Origin of the sequence: uncultured Psychroserpens sp., from assembly GCF_947503375.1 — a bacterium.
Lineage (GTDB): Bacteria > Bacteroidota > Bacteroidia > Flavobacteriales > Flavobacteriaceae > Psychroserpens.
Genome location: NZ_CANNDQ010000002.1, coordinates 482,200 through 503,337, shown reverse-complemented (window position 1 = coordinate 503,337; position 21,138 = coordinate 482,200). Strand labels below are relative to the sequence as shown.

The window sequence follows — 21,138 nt, the reverse complement described above, 5'->3', positions numbered from 1 at the left end:
CTAGAAGTTCTAAAATAGGAATTACACCATGAGTTTTTTTAAAAAAATATTTTCTTCAGAAAAAAAAGAAACACTTGATAAGGGGTTAGAGAAATCGAAAACCTCATTTTTCACAAAACTTAATAAAGCTGTTGCTGGTAAATCTAAAGTAGATGATGACGTTCTAGATAACCTTGAAGAAGTTTTAGTGACTAGTGATGTAGGTGTAAATACTACCTTAAAAGTTATTGAACGCATTGAAGAGCGCGTTTCGAAAGATAAATACTTAGGCACTTCAGAATTGAATAAAATTCTTAGAGAAGAAATTGCAGGTTTGTTATCTGAAACCAATTCAGGAGAAGATACAGATTATGTTATCCCTCAGTTGAATAAGCAAGAAAATGGCTCGAAAACACCATATGTACTTATGGTAGTTGGTGTCAATGGTGTTGGTAAAACAACAACTATAGGTAAATTGGCCTATCAATTTAAAAAGAAAGGTCTTAAAGTCGTACTTGGTGCTGCAGATACATTTAGAGCAGCAGCTATAGATCAGCTTCAAGTTTGGGCAGACCGCGTAGATGTACCAATGGTACGTCAAGAAATGGGAAGTGATCCTGCAAGTGTTGCTTTTGATGCTTTGCAATCTGGCGTTAATCAAGATGCAGACGTAATTATTATTGATACTGCTGGACGATTGCATAATAAAATTAACCTAATGAACGAGCTAAGTAAAGTAAAACGTGTTATGCAAAAAGTAGTAGGTAATGCACCTCATGATGTTTTATTAGTATTGGATGGATCAACTGGTCAAAATGCTTTTGAGCAAGCGAAACAATTTACGGCAGCAACCGAAGTAACTTCTCTAGCGGTAACCAAACTTGATGGAACAGCTAAAGGAGGAGTTGTAATTGGTATTAGTGATCAATTCAAAATTCCTGTTAAGTACATTGGTGTAGGTGAAGGGATTGAAGATTTACAAGTATTCAATAAATATGAGTTTGTAGATTCTTTCTTTAAATAAATATTTGGCATTGAATAATGAAAAGCTTCTAAAAACACTCTCTATTACTGTTTTTACAAACGCATTTATCTATATTTTATATTATTTGCAATATGTAGTATCTATTTATATTGAAAGCACTAAAAAATCCGCTGATTCCTGATTATCTATGGAAGTTTGATGTTTTTCAAAAAGCTATATTATTAGTGTTCTTTATAATGATTGGTATTTGCAGTTATAGAAATCTTAAAGCAAATACGCACGACACTTATGTTATATACGTACTCTTCATAGGATTGCTATTAATGATCTTTAATTCAGATTTTTTTTACGATTTTGTAAATAACTTTAATCCATACAGTTCTTAATTTATACTTCATAAAGACTAGTGAAAGTGTATTTTTCATTATTTTTAGAAAAAAATAACGATGAGATATTTACTTTATATTTTTGCCATATTTGCTATAGTTTCTTGTAAGAAAGATGATAAGAAAGTAGAAGAAAATATAGATGATAGTACAGATATGAGTGCTATAACGACTAAAGAATTTGCAGACTTTAGAGTGTTAGACTCCAAGCATATAAATACATCTGATATTTGGAGGTCTTTAGATGCACAATTAAATGATTTTTCAGAAGAAAAGTACAATGCCATTGCACCATTGATATTGGAGCAAGATATTCCTACGTTACAAAAACATATTTTAGATGGTAATTTAAGCTATGAGGTAATTGCTAAATTCTACTTATACCGCATTAAAAAATTTGATAGAGAGAATGATTTTTCATTGAATTCGATCATTTCGCTAAACCCGAGAGTAATTGAAGAAGCTATTCAAAAAGATAAAGAGTTACTCAATAAGAAGTTAAAGCATCCTATTTTTGGAATGCCAATTCTTTTAAAAGATAATATTAATACTTCAGAAATGCCTACAACTGCTGGAGCAATTGCATTAAGAAAGAATTTTACAGATGATGCTTATGTAAGTAAAATACTTAAAGCTCGTGGTGCTCTAATCTTAGGAAAGGCAAATTTGAGTGAATGGGCTTATTTTTTCTGCGGTAATTGCCCAAGTGGTTATAGTGCTATAGGTGGTCAAACACTAAACCCTTATGGACGAAAGGTCATAGATACAGGTGGTTCAAGTTCAGGTAGCGGCGTTGCTGTAGCTGCAAATTTCTGTGCTGCAGCTGTTGGAAGTGAGACAGCAGGTTCAATTTTATCTCCAGCTAGCCAAAACTCTACTGTAGGTTTGAAACCCACCGTTGGTTTATTAAGCAGAACAGGTATTGTGCCTATTTCGTCTACACTAGACACACCAGGACCAATAACTAGAACTGTAGCTGATAACGCTATTCTTTTATCTGCAATGTATGGTAATGACCCAAGAGACAAAAAATCTTTAAATCCAGAATGGGATGATTCCTATTTTTATCAAGACCTTAAAAATGCCAAGCTAAGCGATAAGCGTTTTGGAGCGTTTAAGCACCTGATGGAAGACAAACTTTATGCTAATGCTATCAATGTATTAAAAGAACAAGGTGCTCAGATAGTTGAAATAGATGAAGAAAAAGTAGACTTACCCAATTTTATTAGACTATTGAATCTTGATATGAAAAAAGATCTAGCCAATTACTTATCTAATTACGCAAATTCTAGTTTAGAATATGAATCTATTGAAGATATTATCACTTTCAATAAACAGGATAGTGTTAATTTTATGCCTTATGGACAAAAATTATTTCATGGTGTTTCTAATGACATTGCTACCGATGATGAGTTTAGTAAGATGAAATCAACTTTAAAATCTAATGGACAGTTATTTTTTAATAAACCTATGCAAGCATTAGATCTTGATGGTGTATTGTCTATAAATAACTATCATGCTGCAGAAGCTGCTGTGGCAGAGTATCCAGCCATTACAGTGCCAATGGGTTATACTGAAGCTGGAGTGCCTGAAGGGTTAACATTTATTACGGCACGTTTAAAAGAAAAAGAGCTATTACAATGGGCTTATAATTATGAACAAGCGTCGATGAAACGAGTTGCTCCAAAGAATTATAATTAATTCGTGAGTGCATTAATTTTTTCCCAAAGATCGTTGTCAAAAGATGATAGTGCAAAATTGACATTGTCTGCCGCATTACCCATTCTAATTACCACTAGATCCTGGCTAGGTACAACGTAAATTTTCTGATCATTCTTACCTAAAGCGCAATACATATCATCAGGTGCGTTTGGAATCAAGTTTCCTGAGAATTCCAATTGAGTTTGAGGCAAACGGTAAGAAGATTTCCCATTGAGCCACCACAAATAACCATAAGCTTCATTAAGATCTTGCGATGTATTGGTCGACTCATTTAAAAAACTTTTAGGTATGATTCGGTTGTCTCCCCATTTACCTTTAGCTAATATAAGCAAACCAAAACGTGCCATACTTCTAGTTGTACTCCAGTATACATTAAAGTCATTACTTTGGATCCATGCACCAGACATTCCAATTCTGTTTTTTAGACGAGTACTAAAATAATCTGACCAATTTTGATTGCTGGCACTGACGACAACATCTTGTAATTTCAGATATGCATTATGATATGCCCAGCGATTTCCGGCATCAGCAATATATTGTAAGTTTTCTACCGAAACATTATCTCCTAAGCTATCATCTAAGCCAGAATTCATTGACAAAAGATGTTTACACGTAATTAAATTTTCTTTGTCAAATGGACTACTCGTCCAACCTGTTCCTAAATAATCAGAAACTTTATCGTCAATATGCAGTAAACCCTCACCTTGCGCAATTCCAGTGATAGCCGTTGTTAATGTCTTGCCTGCGCTAGCCCAATACCAAGGTGTGGTCTCGCTATGACCATTCATATAATGCTCAACGACTATCTTTCCTTTATGCAGTATGATAAAGCTTTTAGAATTTTTATCTTCTAAAAACTCTAAAAGTGATTGTAACTCGTTCTCATTCCACCCTAGATCTGCAATTGATGTAGTTTCCCATGTTGTAGTAATTTCAATTGGTGGAAAATATAAAGAAGTTGTTTGTTCTTCTTGTCCTACTGCTTCTTGTTCGTTTGTTATTTCAGAAGTATCTGACGAACAATTCAGAAATAAAATAAAGCATAAAAAAAATGGAATAAGTTCTTTTGATAACATGCTAATAGTTTCACTTTTAGACAATTTCATTTGTGAAAGGTTTAATCTCTTATAAACAAATATATCAATAATCATTATGTATCTTTGCCCACTGAAATTTAACTATGAGAACAAAATCACTTAAGAAGAACAAAATCAATGTCGTTACATTAGGCTGTAGCAAAAATGTATACGATAGTGAAGTGTTAATGGGACAATTGAAAGCCAATGGCAAAGATGTCGTGCATGAAGAGGAAGGTAATGTTGTCGTGATTAATACCTGTGGTTTTATTAATAATGCTAAAGAAGAAAGTGTAAATACTATTTTAGAATTTATGCAAAAAAAAGAGACAGGTGAAGTTGATAAGGTATTTGTTACTGGGTGTTTGAGTGAGCGCTATAAGCCAGATTTACAAAAAGAAATTCCTAATGTAGATGAATATTTTGGGACAACAGAATTACCGCAATTATTAAAAGCATTAGGAGCAGATTATAAACATGAACTTATAGGAGAACGATTAACGACTACACCTAAAAATTATGCTTATCTTAAGATAGCAGAAGGCTGTGATAGGCCTTGTAGTTTTTGTGCTATTCCTCTAATGCGTGGAAAACATAAAAGCACACCTATTGAAGACCTAGTAACTGAAGCTGAAAAATTAGCTGCAAACGGAGTTAAAGAGTTGATACTAATTGCTCAGGATTTAACGTATTATGGGTTAGACTTATATAAGAAGCGTAATCTAGCCGAGTTATTAGAACATTTAGTAAAGGTAGATGGTATTGAGTGGATTCGTTTGCATTATGCTTTTCCAACAGGTTTCCCTATGGATGTATTAGATGTAATGAATCGTGAACCAAAAATTTGTAACTATCTAGATATTCCCTTACAACATATTTCTGATAATATTCTAAAGAGTATGCGTCGTGGTACTACTAAAGAAAAAACTACAAAATTACTCAAGTCTTTTAGAGAAGTAGTGCCTAATATGACCATAAGAACTACTTTAATCGTTGGGTATCCTGGAGAAACTGAAGAAGATTTTCAAACGCTTAAAAATTGGGTTAAAGAGATGCGTTTTGAGCGCTTGGGTTGTTTTACGTATTCACATGAAGAAAATACACATGCCTATAACTTAGAAGACGATGTTCCTGAAGCAGTGAAAATTGAACGTGCTAATCAAATCATGGCGATCCAATCTCAAATTTCTTGGGAATTGAATCAAGCAAAAATAGGTCAAGAATTTAAAGTGGTTATCGATAGAAAAGAGGGGAATTACTTTGTAGGTCGTACAGAGTTTGATTCACCAGATGTGGATAACGAAGTATTGATCGATGCTACCAGCACTTATTTAAAGACTGGAGAATATGCGCAAGTTAAGATTATTGAAGCTGAAGATTTTGATTTGTACGCTGAGGCACTAAATTAGTTGAGTTTATAACGTTACAACTGTTGATCACGTTGCCTGCGTTTATCATACTTAAGATCTTTAAGTAAACTGGATTTGATGCCAATAAAAAAGTTCCAAGAACTAAAATTACCAAAAGGCACCCAACTAAAGTTCATTCGCCAACTCAATAAGTCACGCTCAAATCTAAACTGGGTAAGCGTAAACCCTTTATTTTGAAAATCATAACCTGAAGAAGCACCAACAGTCCATCGAGGCGATAGTTCAATATCACCTGAAAACATCAAAGAATGCGAAGAGATTTCGTTCTGACGAGCCGTGTTTGTATAATTTACCGCATAAGCCAATCGTACACTCCATGGGATATTATAATTGTAAAGCTCGCTGGGTGTTTTGTCTTTCTCATCCCTGTCATCATCAGTAAGTCTTTGATCTGCAAAATCTTGAGGTTTTCCAAATAGGTCGTCAGCTCGACCACCACTTCTTAGCGATTCATTAATTGCAGCTTGGTCTTTTTCAGATTGACCATCAAAACTACTACTTGATAAGGTATAACTCATATTCACGTTAGCACTTGTGAGTCTAAATAGGCTTCCTCCATTATCGATGTTAAACCTATCTATTTTTCTGTTATTATTATCTAGAGCATATGGATCTAAAGTTGCTCCAAAGTTGATACTCATTTTGTTATCTAATATTTGAGTTCCTCCAGAAACGCGCAATGGACTCCACTTTAATGAATCGCCAGCAAAATTATATGAAGTAGAAAAATTTAAATTATTGAGTAGTATTATTTTCTTTGGTTCTGTAGCAGAACTGTCTTTATCTCTAACTTTTGCTTCAAAATTATTACCTAAAGATAAGCCTAATGAACTTGAAAACCTCCTATTTGGTGTACCAAATATTGAACCTTCAAAACGTGTGAATTCCTCACGTTCAATATCTCCTGTAGTTGTACCATCGGCATCAACAATTTCAAAAGTGTCATAATATTGGTCAAATGCTGGATTAATATTATAGCTTATCGATGGACGCATGACATGCCGAATGGCTTGTATCTTAGGGTCCTTTCCTTCTTTTCTAAAGTCAAATAATCCATAAATTGTAGTACCAATACTAGTACTAAAATTATAAGTAAAAAAGCGATCAAAACCCGTTAAATCTTCTGTAACAATGGTTTCATTTTCTTGATCATAAAACCTATTGATCGTGTTGTAGGTCCAGTTCTCTTCAAAATTTGCGCTGGCACTCATACTAAAATACTTTAGCACTTTAAAGTTAGTAGAAACGGGAATTGAATGAAGGGCTCCTATTTCAGCAGCATCAAACATTTCTTTTTTAAAGAATAGAGAGTCTGTAGTTTGTATGCGGTTTTCTGCACGCACGTTATACTGAAAGTTTATATTCTGAATAATTCCTTTTTTAGTGCCCACTTTGGGAGCAAAAGGAAACACTCGACTTACACTTCCTTGGAAGGTTGGTAAGGTCATATTTATAGTTTCAGTATTAGTATTCTGAGAGTGTGTAGCTGTTACACTGGCATTGACTTGAGGTTCGCCTTGAAATGTTTTAGAGTAAGATATTGAGGAAGCTAATGTGTTGTTTTGTGTATTTGATAGGTTTAATTGATTAATTGATTGCTGAAAATAACGACTACTACCTAAGTTAACAGATGCTGAAAATCGAGAGCTTGGATTAGCCTTTGCATCTTGATTGTGAGACCATCTTATATTATAAATCGTTGACTTTGCAAAATCAGGAAAGCCTCGTTCACTATTGATTAAATTTTCATACCGAATGCTTAAATTGCCTCTAAAGCGATAACGTAACGCATAGTTAGATTCTATACGCAGACCATAACTTCCGTTGGTGTAATAATCTCCAAGAGTAGCAAGGTCAAAATAATCACTAATTGCAAAATAATAACCGCCATTTTGTAAAAAATAACCTCTGTCATTACCAGTATCTTCACCAAAAGAAGGAAAGATCACACCAGATGTTTGTTTTTTGCTCATTGGAAAATAAGCAAATGGCAATCCTATTGGAGTTGGTACGTCATAAATAAACATATTGGTAAGTCCAGTAACTACCTTTTTACCCGGAACTACTTTAGCGTTACGCATTAAAAAATAGTACTCTGGGTCATCTAGATCTTCAGACGTAGTAAATTTTCCATTTTTAATAAAGTAAACAGAGTCGTTTTCTTTTTTGGTAAGTTCTGCAATAATGGTACCACCGCTTTGCTCGGTTCTAGAATTAAAAATCAAAGCTTTTTTACTTACCGTATTAAAAATGATTGAATCAGGCTCTACCACATTTTGTCCTTGGGTAAACACAGGAGCTTGGGTATATACTCCTGCAGAGTCCTTTAATCTACCAGCATACACAAGATTTTTATTGTGGTCTATAACTATAACACCAGCAGTAATATTCATATCACCATAGTTTACTTCGGCTTCGTTATATAAGGTGGTTTGCTGTAAGCGTTGATTCAATCTTACATAATCTTTTGCTTTATACTTAACAATATCTGTTAGAAACTCTTTTTTCTTTGGTAGTGTATCTGTAAGCGTGCTATCAATCTCTGTTATAGCAGGAGGTGTTGTTAGTAATGAATCAATGTTAACAATAGTGGTGTCATTTACAGTTTTTGGTTTAATAGGCTCATTAGTTTTTGGGAACTCTTGAGCTAAGCAAAACATGTTGATAAACACGGTAAAACTTAGGGTAAAAAGTATATGAAAGCTTTTTGTACGCAATGCTTTTAGATGTATTTTTGTAAAAGTATGGCTCGGTTTTTGAATTGCCAAAATTACATATATTTTTTATGATTAATTTATTTTTCAATTAATTTATCAAAAGTGCGCAATTACCATTATTGTTAGGATAGTGGCGATTTTTAAAATAAACCGAAAGTAATAACCGTTAACATAAATATGAAAACGACCTTACAATATGCAATCGTATGGATTGCACTAATATTTACAAGTTTTTTAACATCTGCTGAAGCATTTCAAAAAGGCAATGATAAGTTTGTTGTGGTGCTTGATGCTGGTCATGGAGGAAAAGATCCTGGAAGACCAACAAAGCATGGTTATAAAGAAAAGGATATTGCATTAAAAATGGTGCTTAAAGTTGGAGCAGAACTAGAAAAGCATTCAGATATTGAGGTCATTTATACTCGTAAAACAGATGTGTTTTTAGAACTGCATGAGCGTGCAAAAATTGCCAATAAGAAAGATGCAGACTTGTTTATCTCAATTCATTGTAATGCTCACAATTCTCAAGCCTATGGCACAGAAACATATGTACTTGCCACTAGAGCCAATAATAAGAATATAGAAATTGCAAAAAAAGAAAATGAAGTTATTTTCCTAGAGTCTAATTACGAACAACATTATGAGGGTTTTGATCCTAATTCGCCAGAGTCGTTAATTAGTTTAGGTATAATTCAAGAAGCATATATTGATCAAAGTATACAACTGGCAAGATATATTGAAGATAATTTTAGTCAAAAAATAAAGCGCAAAAGTAGAGGTGTGAAGCAAGCCGGCTTTTGGGTATTACACAACACATATATGCCTAGCGTATTGATTGAAACAGGATTTATTACTAATAAAAGAGAAGGAGATTATTTGAATTCAAAAAAAGGACAAAGAGAAGTTTCAAATTCTATTTACAAAGCCATAATGGGTTATAAACAACAATTAGATCTTAACGTTGGCGAGCATATTTATAATGAAGAAACCTCTACTAATGAAGTAGTGTCAGAAACTCCTTTGATATATAGTAATATAGTGTTTAAAGTACAAATTGCAGCTAGTTCAAGAGACTTAGAAACAAAGCCTTACAACTTTAAGGGGTTAAGTGATATATCCAGAGAAAAGAAAGGAAGTCTTTATAAATATTATTATGGATATACTTCAGATTATAATGAGATTAGACGTTTAGAAAATATAGCAAAAGAAAAAGGTTATAGCAGTAGTTTTGTAGTTGCATTCCAAGAAGGGAAACAAATCAAACTTTCAGATGCTCTAAAAACTACATCTAATTAGAAACATTCTTTATATATTTATCATTAATTTTGTTTTAACCAAATAATCAAAATTTTGAAAATCTCAAGAGAAGTAAAAACAGCAGTATTAGTCATTTCTGGTATTTTACTATTCATTTTCTTATTTAATTACTTAAAAGGAGAAAATTTATTCGACTCCCAAGATACATACTATACAGAGTTTGACTACAATGCACTTAGTAAGTCTTCTCCTGTGACTGTAAAGGGAAATACGGTTGGAAAAATCAAAAATATTATTTTCGATTATGAAACTGGAAAAACTAGAGTTTCATTTACCGTAGATGAGCAATTAAAATTTTCTAAAAACAGTAAGATCAGATTATATGAAACAGGCCTAATGGGTGGAAATGCACTTGCTATTATTATTAGTGAAGAAGGCGAGATAGCTCAATCAGGTGATTTTCTTAAATCTGAAGTTGAAGAAGGTCTTGTCACCAGCTTAACAAAAAACTTCTCAGGAGTGGGTAGTGAGTTAGGAACTACATTGAAGGCTGCTGATACACTTTTGGTTAATTTGAATGCACTTGTTACTGACAATTCTGACAATGGTATAAAAAATGCTATCGCTGAGCTTAATGCTACGATGAAATCGTTTAAAGCAGTATCGTATTCAATAAATACACTTGTTAATAAAAATGATGAAAAGCTCGCTTCTGTTCTTGCCAATGTCGATTCTATTACGAGAGACCTTTCGGTCATTACTGGAGATTTAAAACAAGTAAAACTATCTGAAACTGTTGCAGAACTTGATAAAACTTTGAGTTCAGTAAACATGCTTATCGAAAACATTCAATCAGGAAAAGGAACTATTGGTAAGCTTTTAAAAGACGAAGGTCTATACGATAATTTAGAAGCTGCGTCAAAAGAAATGGAAGAATTAATCAGAGATATTAAACTGCACCCAGCACGGTATAGACGTATTTTATCTAAAAAAGAAATACCCTATACACCACCAAAAGAAGATCAAAATAACTAGACTGCACTATGAGTTACTTACCACAAATATTATTTGCCATCGCTCTGATAGCTGGTATTGGCTATTTTACAAGAAATGTAAAAAAACTCATTAGAAATATAAAACTTGGTAAAGATATCGACGTGTCTGACAATACTTCACTACGTTGGAAGAATATGTCCATGATTGCTTTAGGGCAAAGTAAGATGGTAAAACGACCTATTGCAGGTATTCTGCATATAATTGTTTATCTAGGTTTTGTAATTATCAATATTGAAGTACTAGAAATTATTATTGACGGACTCACAGGTAAGCATCGTATTTTCTCTTCTCTTGGAAGCATATATGGATTTTTAATAGGCACTTTTGAAATTTTAGCAGTTCTAGTACTCATTACTGTAATTATATTTTGGCTAAGACGTAATGTGATTAAGCTTAAACGCTTTTTGAGTTCTGAAATGAAAGGTTGGCCTAAAAGTGATGGTAATATCATTCTTTATTTTGAAGTGGTGTTGATGTGTCTGTTCTTAACGATGAATGCTACCGACCTTAAGTTTCAAGCTATGGATTCAGGTAATATTATTAGTCAATTTATTGCACCTTGGTTTAGTAATTTGCCTGAAAGTACACTTCACTTAATTGAAAGAACGACTTGGTGGTTGCACATATTAGGCATTTTAGTATTTTTAAATTATTTATACTTCTCTAAACATTTACATATTCTTCTAGCATTTCCTAATACATACTACGGAAAGTTAACACCAAAAGGGCAATTCAATAATCTAGAAGCTGTAACGAAGGAAGTTAAAATGATGATGGATCCTAATATTGATCCTTTTGCAGCAGCACCTGAAGGTGCAGAAGATGCTGTTCCTGAAAAGTTTGGAGCTAGCGATGTGCAAGATTTAAGCTGGGTTAACTTATTAAATGCATATACCTGTACAGAATGTGGTCGTTGTACAAGTGAATGTCCAGCAAATCAAACTGGAAAAAAATTATCACCTCGTAAAATTATGATGGATACACGAGATCGTTTGGAAGAGGTTGGTAAAAATATAGATGCTAATAACGGAGAGTTCAAAGATGATGGGAAACAATTATTAGGAGATTACATTACCAATGAAGAACTTTGGGCTTGTACAAGTTGCAATGCCTGTGTTGAAGCTTGCCCTGTTAGTATTGATCCTTTGAATATCATAATGCAAATGCGCCAATATTTAGTTATGGAGCAAAGTGCTGCACCTACTGAACTCAATAATATGATGACTAACATTGAGAATAATGGAGCGCCTTGGCCATATAACCAAATGGATAGACTCAATTGGAAAAACGAGTAATAATTAGTTAAGCAACTAAAAGAATAAATTATGAGCGAACAACTCAACGTGCCAACTATGGCAGAATATATGACTCAAGGTAAACAACCAGAAGTATTATTTTGGGTAGGTTGTGCCGGTAGCTTTGATGATAGAGCAAAAAAAATTACTAAAGCATTTGTGCGACTATTAAATAAAGCAAATGTAGAATTTGCCGTTTTAGGTACTGAAGAAAGTTGTACTGGAGATCCTGCTAAACGTTCGGGAAATGAATTTTTATTTCAAATGCAAGCCGTCACAAATATTGAGGTATTAAATGCTTATGAGATTAAAACTATTGTTACTGCTTGTCCGCATTGTTTCAATACGATTAAGAATGAATATCCAGGATTGGGAGGTAATTACAATGTAATGCACCACACACAGTTTTTAAAAAATTTATTGAATGATGGTCGATTAACGGTTGAAGGCGGTCAGTTTAAAGGAAAACGAATTACATTTCATGACCCTTGTTATTTGGGTAGAGCTAATGATGTCTATGAAGCGCCAAGAGATCTGATAAGGAAGTTAGACGCTGAATTAGTAGAAATGAAATCTTGTAAATCTAGAGGACTTTGCTGTGGAGCTGGAGGAGCTCAAATGTTCAAAGAACCAGAAAAAGGAAATAAAGATGTTAATGTAGAGCGTACTGAGCAAGCACTTGAGACGAAACCAGAAATTATAGCTGCTGGTTGTCCGTTTTGCAACACCATGATGACAGATGGTGTGAAAGCAAAAGAGCGAGAAAGCGATATTGAGGTTATGGATATTGCAGAACTAATTGCTAATGCGCAAGACTTATAAAATGATTAGAGAGAAGCTTCCCGTAAAAACTATAATTAAAAATGGTATATATAACGGATTGTTTTTCGCGCTATCAATGGCAGTAGTTAATTATTTTTACGACGTGCCATTCTCAATTTTAAAATTTTTATTTCACTTCTTATGTTTTGGGCTTTTTATGGCTCTGGCATTTAGATACAAATACACCAAAGACGAGCATTAAAAAGGTCATAATTAAAAATTAATTAAGATGTCTAAAGTAGATAAAAAACAAGTTGTAACTGCAGCTTTGGTAGGTGGTATTATTTTCTGTCTAATTGTTATAGGAATAGATTATTTACTTGGAAGAGATTTTTCATGGAGTCGACTAACCTTCTATTTCATTTTTGCTACGATCATGTATGGTTATTTAACTTACCGAAACTTTAAAAAACATAAAAAATAAAGCCTTAATACAAATAGGCTAAAAGAATTTAAATGATATGTTTACAAACCATCAAATACAAATTCAAAGCCTTCCCAAGGTTGATGATATTAATTTTACAAACGTAGAGAAGTCTTATTTCAGCATTATACTTTTTAATCTAATTATTACCTACGGATTAATTGCTTCAGTATTTACCGTTTTTAAGGTTTTTTCTAATAGAGAAGGTTTTCAAGAATTGTATTGGTGGTTAATTGTTGTATTGGTCTTTCTTTTCCTTATTCAAGTAATTGTGTACAAAGTTGGCTTCAGTAAACGTAAATACGCAATGCGTGAAAAAGATATTTCATATTCTGAGGGATTGATTACAACCTCAACAACCACATTGCCTTTTAATAGAATTCAACATATAGAGATTCAACGTTCTTTTTTATCAAGAAAATTAAATCTCTCTACGCTAAAGATCTATTCGGCCGGTGAATCTGGTGGAGATCTTTCTATAAAGGGACTACCAAAAGAAACAGCAGAAAACATGAATGCTTTTTTAACCAATATCATTAATGAACGACTTTAGTTTTGATTCGCCATCTAGACAATCTTCAAAAGGGATTATAGTCATATTTGGCGTTAGTCTCTATAAGTTTATCAAACGTGTTGCGATATTTTTCTTAATATTCTTTGTGCGTTTTGTAGATGTTTATGCCACAAAAGTGATCCTTGGGGCTTGTATTGGTGTTTTGTTTTTTATAGCGTATTCATTGTTAAAATATGTAAATTTTAAGTTTTATGTAACCGAAGATTATTTCATTTTACATCAAGGAATACTTAACAAAGAGGAAACCTCAATAGCCAAAACTAAGATTCAAAACGTTTACATCAAACAAAACTTTATTCAGCAACTCATAAATGTTGTTTCGCTATCTATTGAAACTGCTGGAGATAATAAAACCGAAATTGAAATTCAGGCATTAACAGTTGCAAAAGCAAATGCACTTAAACGCGTATTGCTTGAAAACAGAGCTCAAGAGCAGTATGAAACCACTAAAAATGATGGGTCATTATATTACAAAGTTTCAATTAAAAAGTTACTTTTAGAGGGCGTTTCAGAAAATCATTTTAGAAGCTTTATTTTTATTCTATTCTTTATCATTGGTCTTTATAACGATTTTAAAGATTTTCTTGAATCACTAAATATAAAAACCAGATTTGATGGTTATTTTGCATTTTCTGATACAGAGATATTAAGCCTTCTTATTTTTAATTTCGCACTGGTTTTCGTGTTATTATTTATAGCCTTTCTTTTCTCGTTGATAAAAACTTTTTTAGAGAATTTTAATTTGAAAGTTACCAGTACAAACAAAGGCTTAGAAATATCAAAAGGTCTATTCAATAAAGTCAGTTTAGTTCTCGAACCCAATCGTATTCAGAATACAATTGTAAAAACAAATAGGCTTAAACAATGGTTAGGGTTGTATAAACTTAATTTCACCCAGGCCATGGTAAATAAGAAACAGCAAAAACACTTCACTATCATTGGTCTAAACAAATTTAAAGTAGATGAATTGATTCAAAAATTTTATCCAAACATCTTTTCATCTGTTGTGAAATTGAAACCCGAAAAGTATTTCATTTACAGAAGCACTTTATCTTATATCATAGTTTTGGCTCTGTTGAATTTGATCTTTAGTTTCATATCAGTTGAACTATTCTTAATTAATATTCCTTTTGTCATTTTTGCGTCCTTATCTATAATTTACAGTTATAAAAAAGCATATTATAGTATAGATGAGAACTATTTGATTGTTGGGTCAGGTAAATTAGTAGATATCAATACTAATTTTTTAGAACTTCATAAGGTGCAAGGTGTAGCACTAAAGCAAACCATTTTTCAAAAGAGAAGAACTTTAGCTTCAGTTATGGTTTACTCATCTACAAATGCAGTTACAATTCCTCATATAAAAGAAGAGAATGCAAAAAGTATTATAGATTTTTTACTATTTAAAATAGAATCTAGTAAAAAAGATTGGATGTAAAATTTGTATTTTTGCGACAGAAAAAGAAAAATTATGCTAGTTGATTTTAGTACATTACCTGAAGAATCAAGAGTTTGGATATATCAAGCCAATCGCTCATTTACCGATAATGAAATTAAAGAAATAGAAGAAAGACTAAACATTTTCATTTCTAATTGGACAGCCCATGGAAGCGATTTGCAATCGGCATATACCATTAAATATAAACGTTTCATTGTTATTGCATTAAATCAAAACCTTAATAAAGCTACAGGTTGTAGTATTGATGCCTCAGTTCATTTCATTCAGCAATTGGAAAAAGATTATAATGTAGATCTTATGGACAAGATGAATGTATCATACAAGCAAGGCGAGTACATTGCTTACAAACCGTTGTTAGATTTTAAAAAAATGGCAAAAGATAAAGCGGTTTCAAAAAACACCATAGTTTTCAATAATATGGTTACTAATATTGCTGAGTTCAACGAAAATTGGGAAGTACCAGCTAGTGAGAGCTGGCATAGCAGATTTTTAAAATAATCGAGTTACATTAGGTATGAGCAAAGACATTTTTTTACTCAATATATCTGGGCAAGACAAACCAGGTTTAACATCTGGTTTAATGGGTGTTTTGTCACATTATGGTGCCAAAGTGTTAGATATAGGACAAGCTAATATACACGACACACTATCTTTAGGTTTCATGTTTGAAATTGACGCAGGAAATAATTCTGCTTCAGTACTCAAAGACCTTCTTTTTAAAGCTTATGAGCTAGGTGTAACTGCTAAATTCTCACCCATTTCACTACAGGATTACGAAAGCTGGGTACAATTGCAAGGTAAAGATCGTTACATCATTACCATACTAGGCGAGAAACTATCTGCCGAGCAAATATCTAAAGTTACTGAAGTGATTTCTGAAAAAAACTTGAATATAGATGCTATCAAGCGTCTAACAGGAAGAACGTCTTTAGTGAAAACTGAAGAATATTCACGCGCGTCAATTCAACTGTCAATTAGAGGGAAAATAGATTGCAAAGCAGATTTTACTGAAAAATTTATGCAAATCTCAAGAGAATTAGACGTTGATATTGCATTTCAAGAAGATAACATTTTTAGAAGAAATAGACGACTGGTATGTTTTGATATGGACTCTACACTTATACAGGCCGAAGTAATTGATAAACTAGCTGATTTAGCAGGTGTTGGTGAAGAAGTAAAAGCTATTACTGAATCTGCAATGCAAGGTGAAATAGATTTCAATGAAAGTTTTAAACAGCGAATGAAACTTTTAAAAGGTCTTAAAGAAGAAGTACTTCATGATGTTGCTGTAAACTTACCCATAACCAAAGGCGCTAAACGATTAATTGATACGCTAAGGAGTTACGGGTTTAAGACTGCAATCCTATCTGGCGGATTCACCTATTTTGGGGAATACTTGAAAAAGGAGTTAGGCATGGATTATGTCTATGCCAATCAATTAGAAATAAAAGATGGCGTTTTAACAGGAGGTTATATAGGTGATATTGTAGATGGTAACAAAAAAGCTGAGTATCTGCAAGAAATTGCAAAAAAGGAAGGAATAGACATTAGTCAAACCATAGCAGTAGGTGATGGTGCAAACGATTTACCTATGCTTAATTTAGCTGGATTAGGTATCGCTTTTCATGCCAAGCCAAAAGTAAAGAATAATGCGCAAAGCTCAATATCAAGCATTGGTCTTGATGGTGTGCTTTATCTTTTAGGATACCACGATAGACATATAGATTTAATTGAATAACAACTCGTAAAATTTGTTTACAACCTTCTTTATAAATCTATCTTAAAGTCTTTATACTTCCTCTTAAAAATACTATTTTGGCATAGTTTTTAGTTCTAATTTAAGAACAACACCTTAAAGACCAAATGTTTTATGCGATATATAGTGTCCCTCATTGCAATGTTACTTTTCTCTTTTTCTTCAATATCTGCACAAGATGTTCAACACCCTTTGCTAGATGATAATGTTGAGGCGCAACAAAAATGGGTTGATAGCCTATACAATACAATGAATTTAGAAGAAAAGGTTGGTCAACTGTTTATGGTTAGAGCCTTTTCAAACCAACCTAAAGCTCATGAAAATACTATTGCAAAGCTTATCAATGAACATCATATTGGAGGTTTAATTTTCTCAAGTGGAGGACCAGTTAGGCAAGCCAAACTAAATAATTTATATCAAGCCATTTCAAAAACACCTCTATTAATTGGGATGGATGCAGAATGGGGTTTGAGTATGCGTTTAGACTCTACATATGCATTTCCATGGAATATGACCTTAGGTGCAATCAAAGAGAATAAATTAATAGAAAAAACTGGTTATCAAATAGGTGAGCATTGCAAGCGTATAGGCGTTCATTTTAATTTTGCTCCTGTAGTAGACATAAATACAAATCCTAAGAACCCAATTATTGGTAATCGCTCGTTTGGAGAAGATCGCGATAATGTTACTATTAAGGCTTCTGCATTCATGAAAGGAATGCAAGATGCTGGTGTTTTGGCAAATGCAAAACATTTTCCTGGCCATGGTGATACAGAAACAGATTCTCACAAAACATTACCAACCATAAGTTTTAGTGAAAAGCGAATCGATTCTGTTGAATTATATCCATACCGAAGATTAATTAAAGAAGGCTTGTCTAGTGTTATGGTTGCGCATTTGAATGTGCCAAGTCTAGAAGCCAGAGACGGATTTCCTTCGTCTTTATCAAAACATATCGTAACCGATATTTTAAAAGATTCGTTAGGGTTTAAAGGTTTAATCTTTACAGATGCATTAGAGATGAAAGGCGTTTCAAATTTTAGTGCACCTGGTGATATTGATTTAGCCGCATTTAAAGCAGGAAATGACGTTCTGTTAATTTCAGAAGATGTGCCTAAGGCCATTGAGAAAATTATTGATGCATACAATAAAAAAGAAATATCTGAAGTGCGTTTGGCACATTCAGTAAAAAAAATATTGATGGCTAAATATAAAGTAGGATTGAATAATTATAGCCCAATAGGTACAGTAACATTAGTCGAAGACCTCAATCGCATAAAAGACGATTTGCTTTACGAAGAGTTACTTGAAAGTGCAATAACAGTTGTTAGGAACAAATCAGAACTATTGCCTTTAAGGAATTTACAAACTAAAAAAATTGCATACGTTCAATTTGGAGATGATGATGGGTCTACCTTTTATAAAGAACTTAAAAAGTATACTAAAGTACATGAGATAAAGGCTGAAAAGTTAGATGAAATGATCACCAAACTTCAAAATTACAATACTGTAATCATTGGTTTGCATCGCTCAAATGCTAATCCTTGGGAAAAATTCGAATTCACCGATAAAGAGTTGGTTTGGTTGTACGAAATAGCTCGGACTAATACCGTAGTTTTAGATATTTTCACAAGACCTTATGCGCTTATCGATTTACTTTCTATAGAGAATATAGAAGGTATAGTAATGAGTTATCAAAATAGTGAAATTGCTCAACAAAAATCGGCTCAAGCTATTTTTGGGGCCATTCCAGTTGTGGGTCAGTTACCTGTATCGGCTGGCGAATATTTTAAACTTGGTGCTGGATTCACCTATAATGCTTTACAAAGCCTGAGTTATGGTTTGCCAGAACGTGTTGGAATGAGTTCAGAAATGCTCAAACGTGTTGATTCTATTGCCAACTATGCAGTAGATAATAAAATGACACCAGGAATACAATTATTAATTGCAAGAAAAGGAAAAGTCATTTATAATAAGAATTTTGGAAAACACACCTACGATGGAAAGCAAAAAGTGAAATTTGAAGATGTATACGACGTGGCATCGCTTACAAAGATTTTGGCTACTTTACCTTTGATAATGGAGTTGGACGAAAAGGGAGTTATTTCATTAAATACGAAACTGTCAAAACTGCTTCCAGAATATGCCACTTCAAATAAAAAAGATGTAACAATCAAGCAGATGCTTTCTCATTATGCGAGACTAAAACCTTGGATTCCATTTTATGTTGCTACATTAGACTCAGTGACCAAAAAACCAGACCTTAAGTATTATAGAAAAGCATCTAGTTCTAAGTTTAGTATTAAAGTTGCTGAAGACATGTATCTGCGAAAAGACTATCCAGATTCAATTCAGAAAATAATTAAAGAAAGTGATCTGTTATCTAGATTGCGCTATCGATATAGTGATATGCCTTATTACATCTTAAAAAAATATATTGAGAAGTATTACGACAAAACATTAGATGAGCTAGTTCAAGACCATTTTTATCAGTCTTTAGGCGCTAATTATACAACTTATAATCCCTCAGTGAAATTTAGTGATTTAAATATTATTCCAACCGAGATTGATGACTACTTTAGACATCAAAAAATACAAGGCTATGTACACGATATGGGAGCTGCAATGCAGAATGGTGTAGGCGGACATGCTGGTGTTTTTAGTAATGCTAATGATGTTGCTAAGATTATGCAACTCTATTTACAAAAGGGATATTATGGAGGGAAACGCTATTTTAAAACACAAACATTAGATAAGTTCAATAAATGTTACTATTGTGATAGTAATAACAGACGAGGAATTGGGTTTGATAAACCGCAATTAGGAGATGAAGGTCCAACTTGTGGATGCCTATCAATGACAAGTTTTGGTCATTCAGGATTTACAGGAACTTATGCTTGGGCAGATCCTGAAGAAGAAATCGTATATATTTTTCTAGCGAACAGAACCTATCCAAAAGCAGGAAAGAATTTACTACTAAGAGAAAATATAAGAACAAATATTCAAGAGGCCATCTATGATGCTATTATTGAATAAACCATATCATAAATCATGAAAATAGGAATTGTATGTTATCCAACATTTGGAGGAAGTGGAGTTGTAGCTACCGAATTAGGTTTAGAATTGTCTAAACGCGGACATGAGATTCACTTTATTACTTACAGTCAGCCTGTGCGCTTAGAGTTATTAAGCAATAATGTACATTACCACGAGGTCAATGTTCCAGAATATCCATTGTTTTTATATCAACCTTATGAGCTTGCATTGTCAAGTAAATTAGTTGATATGGTAAAATTACATCACATAGAAATTTTGCATGTTCATTATGCTATTCCTCATGCATATGCAGCTTACATGGCGAAAAAAATGTTACAAGAAGACGGTATTTATGTTCCAATTGTAACCACACTTCATGGAACAGATATTACGCTTGTTGGAAGTCATCCTTTTTATAAACCAGCTGTGACCTTTAGTATCAATAAATCAGATGCAGTAACTTCAGTATCTCAAAGTTTAAAGGATGATACATTACGACTCTTTAATATTAAAAATGATATTGAGGTTGTACCAAATTTTATCGATTTAAGCAAGCATGAAAATAATTTTACAGATTGCCAGCGTGATATGATGGCTACAGAAGATGAAAAGATCATCACGCATATCAGTAACTTTAGAGAAGTAAAACAAATACCTGATGTGATCAAGGTGTTTTATAACATTCAGAAAGAAATGCCTGCAAAGCTAATGATGGTTGGTGAAGGACCAGAACGAGAACCTGCTGAGCGTTTATGTGCCAAATTAGGCATCAGTGATAAGGTTATTTTCTTTGGAAACAGTAATGAGATCGATAAGATCCTATGTTTTAGCGATTTATTCTTATTGCCATCATTAACAGAAAGTTTTGGTTTAGCTGCATTAGAAGCTATGGCTTCGGGAGTTCCAGTTATCTCTAGTAATACAGGAGGTATACCAGAAGTAAATATTAGTGGTGTTTCGGGTTATTTGAGTGCTGTAAACGATATTGATAGCATGTCTAAGAACGCCATTCATATTTTAAGTGATGCTAAGCGCTTAGCAACGTTTAAACGGAATGCTAAAGAGGCATCAAAAAAGTTTGGAATCCATCAAGTGGTTCCTCAATATGAAAAGATTTATGAAGACACATTGCGTAAGTGTATGGTGCTTTAGAGTTATGGTAAA

Annotated in this window: 17 protein-coding genes; 15 read left to right on the top strand and 2 right to left on the bottom strand. The window is 33.2% G+C overall.

The features are described 5' to 3' along the window. Positions 1 to 28: 28 nt before the first annotated feature. The 3 genes from ftsY to Q0876_RS05640 all read left to right on the top strand — a co-directional run bounded on the left by ftsY (position 29) and on the right by Q0876_RS05640 (position 3,051). Positions 29 to 1,003: a signal recognition particle-docking protein FtsY gene (ftsY, locus tag Q0876_RS05650; protein ID WP_299224993.1), complete on the top strand. Its 975-nt coding sequence runs from the start codon at positions 29 to 31 to the stop codon at positions 1,001 to 1,003. A 110-nt stretch (positions 1,004 to 1,113) separates the two neighbouring features. Next, a complete protein-coding gene (locus Q0876_RS05645; protein WP_299224991.1) occupies positions 1,114 to 1,350 on the top strand; it encodes a hypothetical protein in 237 nt (78 codons plus the stop codon). A gap of 60 nt (positions 1,351 to 1,410) precedes the next feature. After that, positions 1,411 to 3,051 (top strand): amidase family protein, encoded by a 1,641-nt coding sequence (locus tag Q0876_RS05640; RefSeq protein ID WP_299224989.1) that lies wholly within the window; start codon positions 1,411 to 1,413, stop codon positions 3,049 to 3,051. Here Q0876_RS05640 and Q0876_RS05635 read toward each other — a convergent pair. Beyond that, a complete protein-coding gene (locus Q0876_RS05635; protein WP_299224987.1) occupies positions 3,048 to 4,178 on the bottom strand; it encodes a serine hydrolase in 1,131 nt (376 codons plus the stop codon). The two genes, Q0876_RS05640 and Q0876_RS05635, sit on opposite strands and share 4 nt — an antisense overlap. Before the next feature lie 74 nt (positions 4,179 to 4,252). On the opposite strand from Q0876_RS05635, the gene rimO reads away from it, so the two are divergent. Then, entirely contained in the window at positions 4,253 to 5,557 is a 1,305-nt protein-coding gene (gene rimO, locus Q0876_RS05630) for a 30S ribosomal protein S12 methylthiotransferase RimO (protein ID WP_299224985.1), read from the top strand. A gap of 14 nt (positions 5,558 to 5,571) precedes the next feature. On the opposite strand, the gene Q0876_RS05625 is transcribed toward rimO, so the two are convergent. Continuing rightward, the gene (locus Q0876_RS05625; RefSeq protein ID WP_299224984.1) at positions 5,572 to 8,346 is read right to left on the bottom strand and encodes a putative LPS assembly protein LptD; all 2,775 of its coding nucleotides are present in this window, start codon (positions 8,344 to 8,346) and stop codon (positions 5,572 to 5,574) included. A 126-nt stretch (positions 8,347 to 8,472) separates the two neighbouring features. On the opposite strand from Q0876_RS05625, the gene Q0876_RS05620 reads away from it, so the two are divergent. The 11 genes from Q0876_RS05620 to bshA all read left to right on the top strand — a co-directional run bounded on the left by Q0876_RS05620 (position 8,473) and on the right by bshA (position 21,126). Further along, on the top strand, positions 8,473 to 9,591 hold the full coding sequence (locus Q0876_RS05620) for an N-acetylmuramoyl-L-alanine amidase (protein ID WP_299224981.1): 1,119 nt from the start codon (positions 8,473 to 8,475) through the stop codon (positions 9,589 to 9,591). Positions 9,592 to 9,645: 54 nt separating this feature from the next. After that, on the top strand, positions 9,646 to 10,587 hold the full coding sequence (locus Q0876_RS05615; protein WP_299224979.1) for an MlaD family protein: 942 nt from the start codon (positions 9,646 to 9,648) through the stop codon (positions 10,585 to 10,587). 8 nt (positions 10,588 to 10,595) lie between these two features. After that, on the top strand, positions 10,596 to 11,903 hold the full coding sequence (locus tag Q0876_RS05610) for a 4Fe-4S dicluster domain-containing protein (protein WP_299224977.1): 1,308 nt from the start codon (positions 10,596 to 10,598) through the stop codon (positions 11,901 to 11,903). A 30-nt stretch (positions 11,904 to 11,933) separates the two neighbouring features. Continuing rightward, positions 11,934 to 12,725, top strand: coding sequence for a (Fe-S)-binding protein (locus Q0876_RS05605; protein WP_299224975.1), 792 nt, complete (start codon positions 11,934 to 11,936; stop codon positions 12,723 to 12,725). A gap of 229 nt (positions 12,726 to 12,954) precedes the next feature. Beyond that, positions 12,955 to 13,149 (top strand): hypothetical protein, encoded by a 195-nt coding sequence (locus Q0876_RS05600; protein WP_299224973.1) that lies wholly within the window; start codon positions 12,955 to 12,957, stop codon positions 13,147 to 13,149. 37 nt (positions 13,150 to 13,186) lie between these two features. Beyond that, the gene (locus Q0876_RS05595) at positions 13,187 to 13,702 is read left to right on the top strand and encodes a PH domain-containing protein (protein WP_299224971.1); all 516 of its coding nucleotides are present in this window, start codon (positions 13,187 to 13,189) and stop codon (positions 13,700 to 13,702) included. Next, entirely contained in the window at positions 13,689 to 15,161 is a 1,473-nt protein-coding gene (locus tag Q0876_RS05590; protein ID WP_299224969.1) for a PH domain-containing protein, read from the top strand. The genes Q0876_RS05595 and Q0876_RS05590 overlap by 14 nt, the downstream gene beginning before the upstream one ends. A gap of 33 nt (positions 15,162 to 15,194) precedes the next feature. After that, positions 15,195 to 15,680, top strand: a complete 486-nt coding sequence (locus Q0876_RS05585) for an ABC transporter ATPase (protein WP_299224967.1) — start codon at positions 15,195 to 15,197, stop codon at positions 15,678 to 15,680. A 16-nt stretch (positions 15,681 to 15,696) separates the two neighbouring features. Beyond that, entirely contained in the window at positions 15,697 to 16,920 is a 1,224-nt protein-coding gene (gene serB / locus Q0876_RS05580) for a phosphoserine phosphatase SerB (RefSeq protein WP_299224965.1), read from the top strand. Between the two features lie 132 nt (positions 16,921 to 17,052). Continuing rightward, the gene (locus tag Q0876_RS05575) at positions 17,053 to 19,974 is read left to right on the top strand and encodes a glycoside hydrolase family 3 N-terminal domain-containing protein (protein ID WP_299224963.1); all 2,922 of its coding nucleotides are present in this window, start codon (positions 17,053 to 17,055) and stop codon (positions 19,972 to 19,974) included. 15 nt (positions 19,975 to 19,989) lie between these two features. After that, complete coding sequence (gene bshA, locus Q0876_RS05570; RefSeq protein ID WP_299224961.1) at positions 19,990 to 21,126, top strand: N-acetyl-alpha-D-glucosaminyl L-malate synthase BshA; 1,137 nt, start codon at positions 19,990 to 19,992, stop codon at positions 21,124 to 21,126. Positions 21,127 to 21,138: the final 12 nt, after the last annotated feature.

Coding starts and splice junctions, on each gene's coding strand:
- ftsY (WP_299224993.1), top strand. CDS start 29: ATGAGTTTTTTTAAAAAAATATTTTCTTCAGAAAAAAAAGAAACACTT.
- Q0876_RS05640 (WP_299224989.1), top strand. CDS start 1,411: ATGAGATATTTACTTTATATTTTTGCCATATTTGCTATAGTTTCTTGT.
- Q0876_RS05635 (WP_299224987.1), bottom strand. CDS start 4,178: ATGAAATTGTCTAAAAGTGAAACTATTAGCATGTTATCAAAAGAACTT.
- rimO (WP_299224985.1), top strand. CDS start 4,253: ATGAGAACAAAATCACTTAAGAAGAACAAAATCAATGTCGTTACATTA.
- Q0876_RS05620 (WP_299224981.1), top strand. CDS start 8,473: ATGAAAACGACCTTACAATATGCAATCGTATGGATTGCACTAATATTT.
- Q0876_RS05610 (WP_299224977.1), top strand. CDS start 10,596: ATGAGTTACTTACCACAAATATTATTTGCCATCGCTCTGATAGCTGGT.
- Q0876_RS05605 (WP_299224975.1), top strand. CDS start 11,934: ATGAGCGAACAACTCAACGTGCCAACTATGGCAGAATATATGACTCAA.
- Q0876_RS05600 (WP_299224973.1), top strand. CDS start 12,955: ATGTCTAAAGTAGATAAAAAACAAGTTGTAACTGCAGCTTTGGTAGGT.
- Q0876_RS05595 (WP_299224971.1), top strand. CDS start 13,187: ATGTTTACAAACCATCAAATACAAATTCAAAGCCTTCCCAAGGTTGAT.
- Q0876_RS05590 (WP_299224969.1), top strand. CDS start 13,689: ATGAACGACTTTAGTTTTGATTCGCCATCTAGACAATCTTCAAAAGGG.
- Q0876_RS05585 (WP_299224967.1), top strand. CDS start 15,195: ATGCTAGTTGATTTTAGTACATTACCTGAAGAATCAAGAGTTTGGATA.
- serB (WP_299224965.1), top strand. CDS start 15,697: ATGAGCAAAGACATTTTTTTACTCAATATATCTGGGCAAGACAAACCA.
- Q0876_RS05575 (WP_299224963.1), top strand. CDS start 17,053: ATGCGATATATAGTGTCCCTCATTGCAATGTTACTTTTCTCTTTTTCT.
- bshA (WP_299224961.1), top strand. CDS start 19,990: ATGAAAATAGGAATTGTATGTTATCCAACATTTGGAGGAAGTGGAGTT.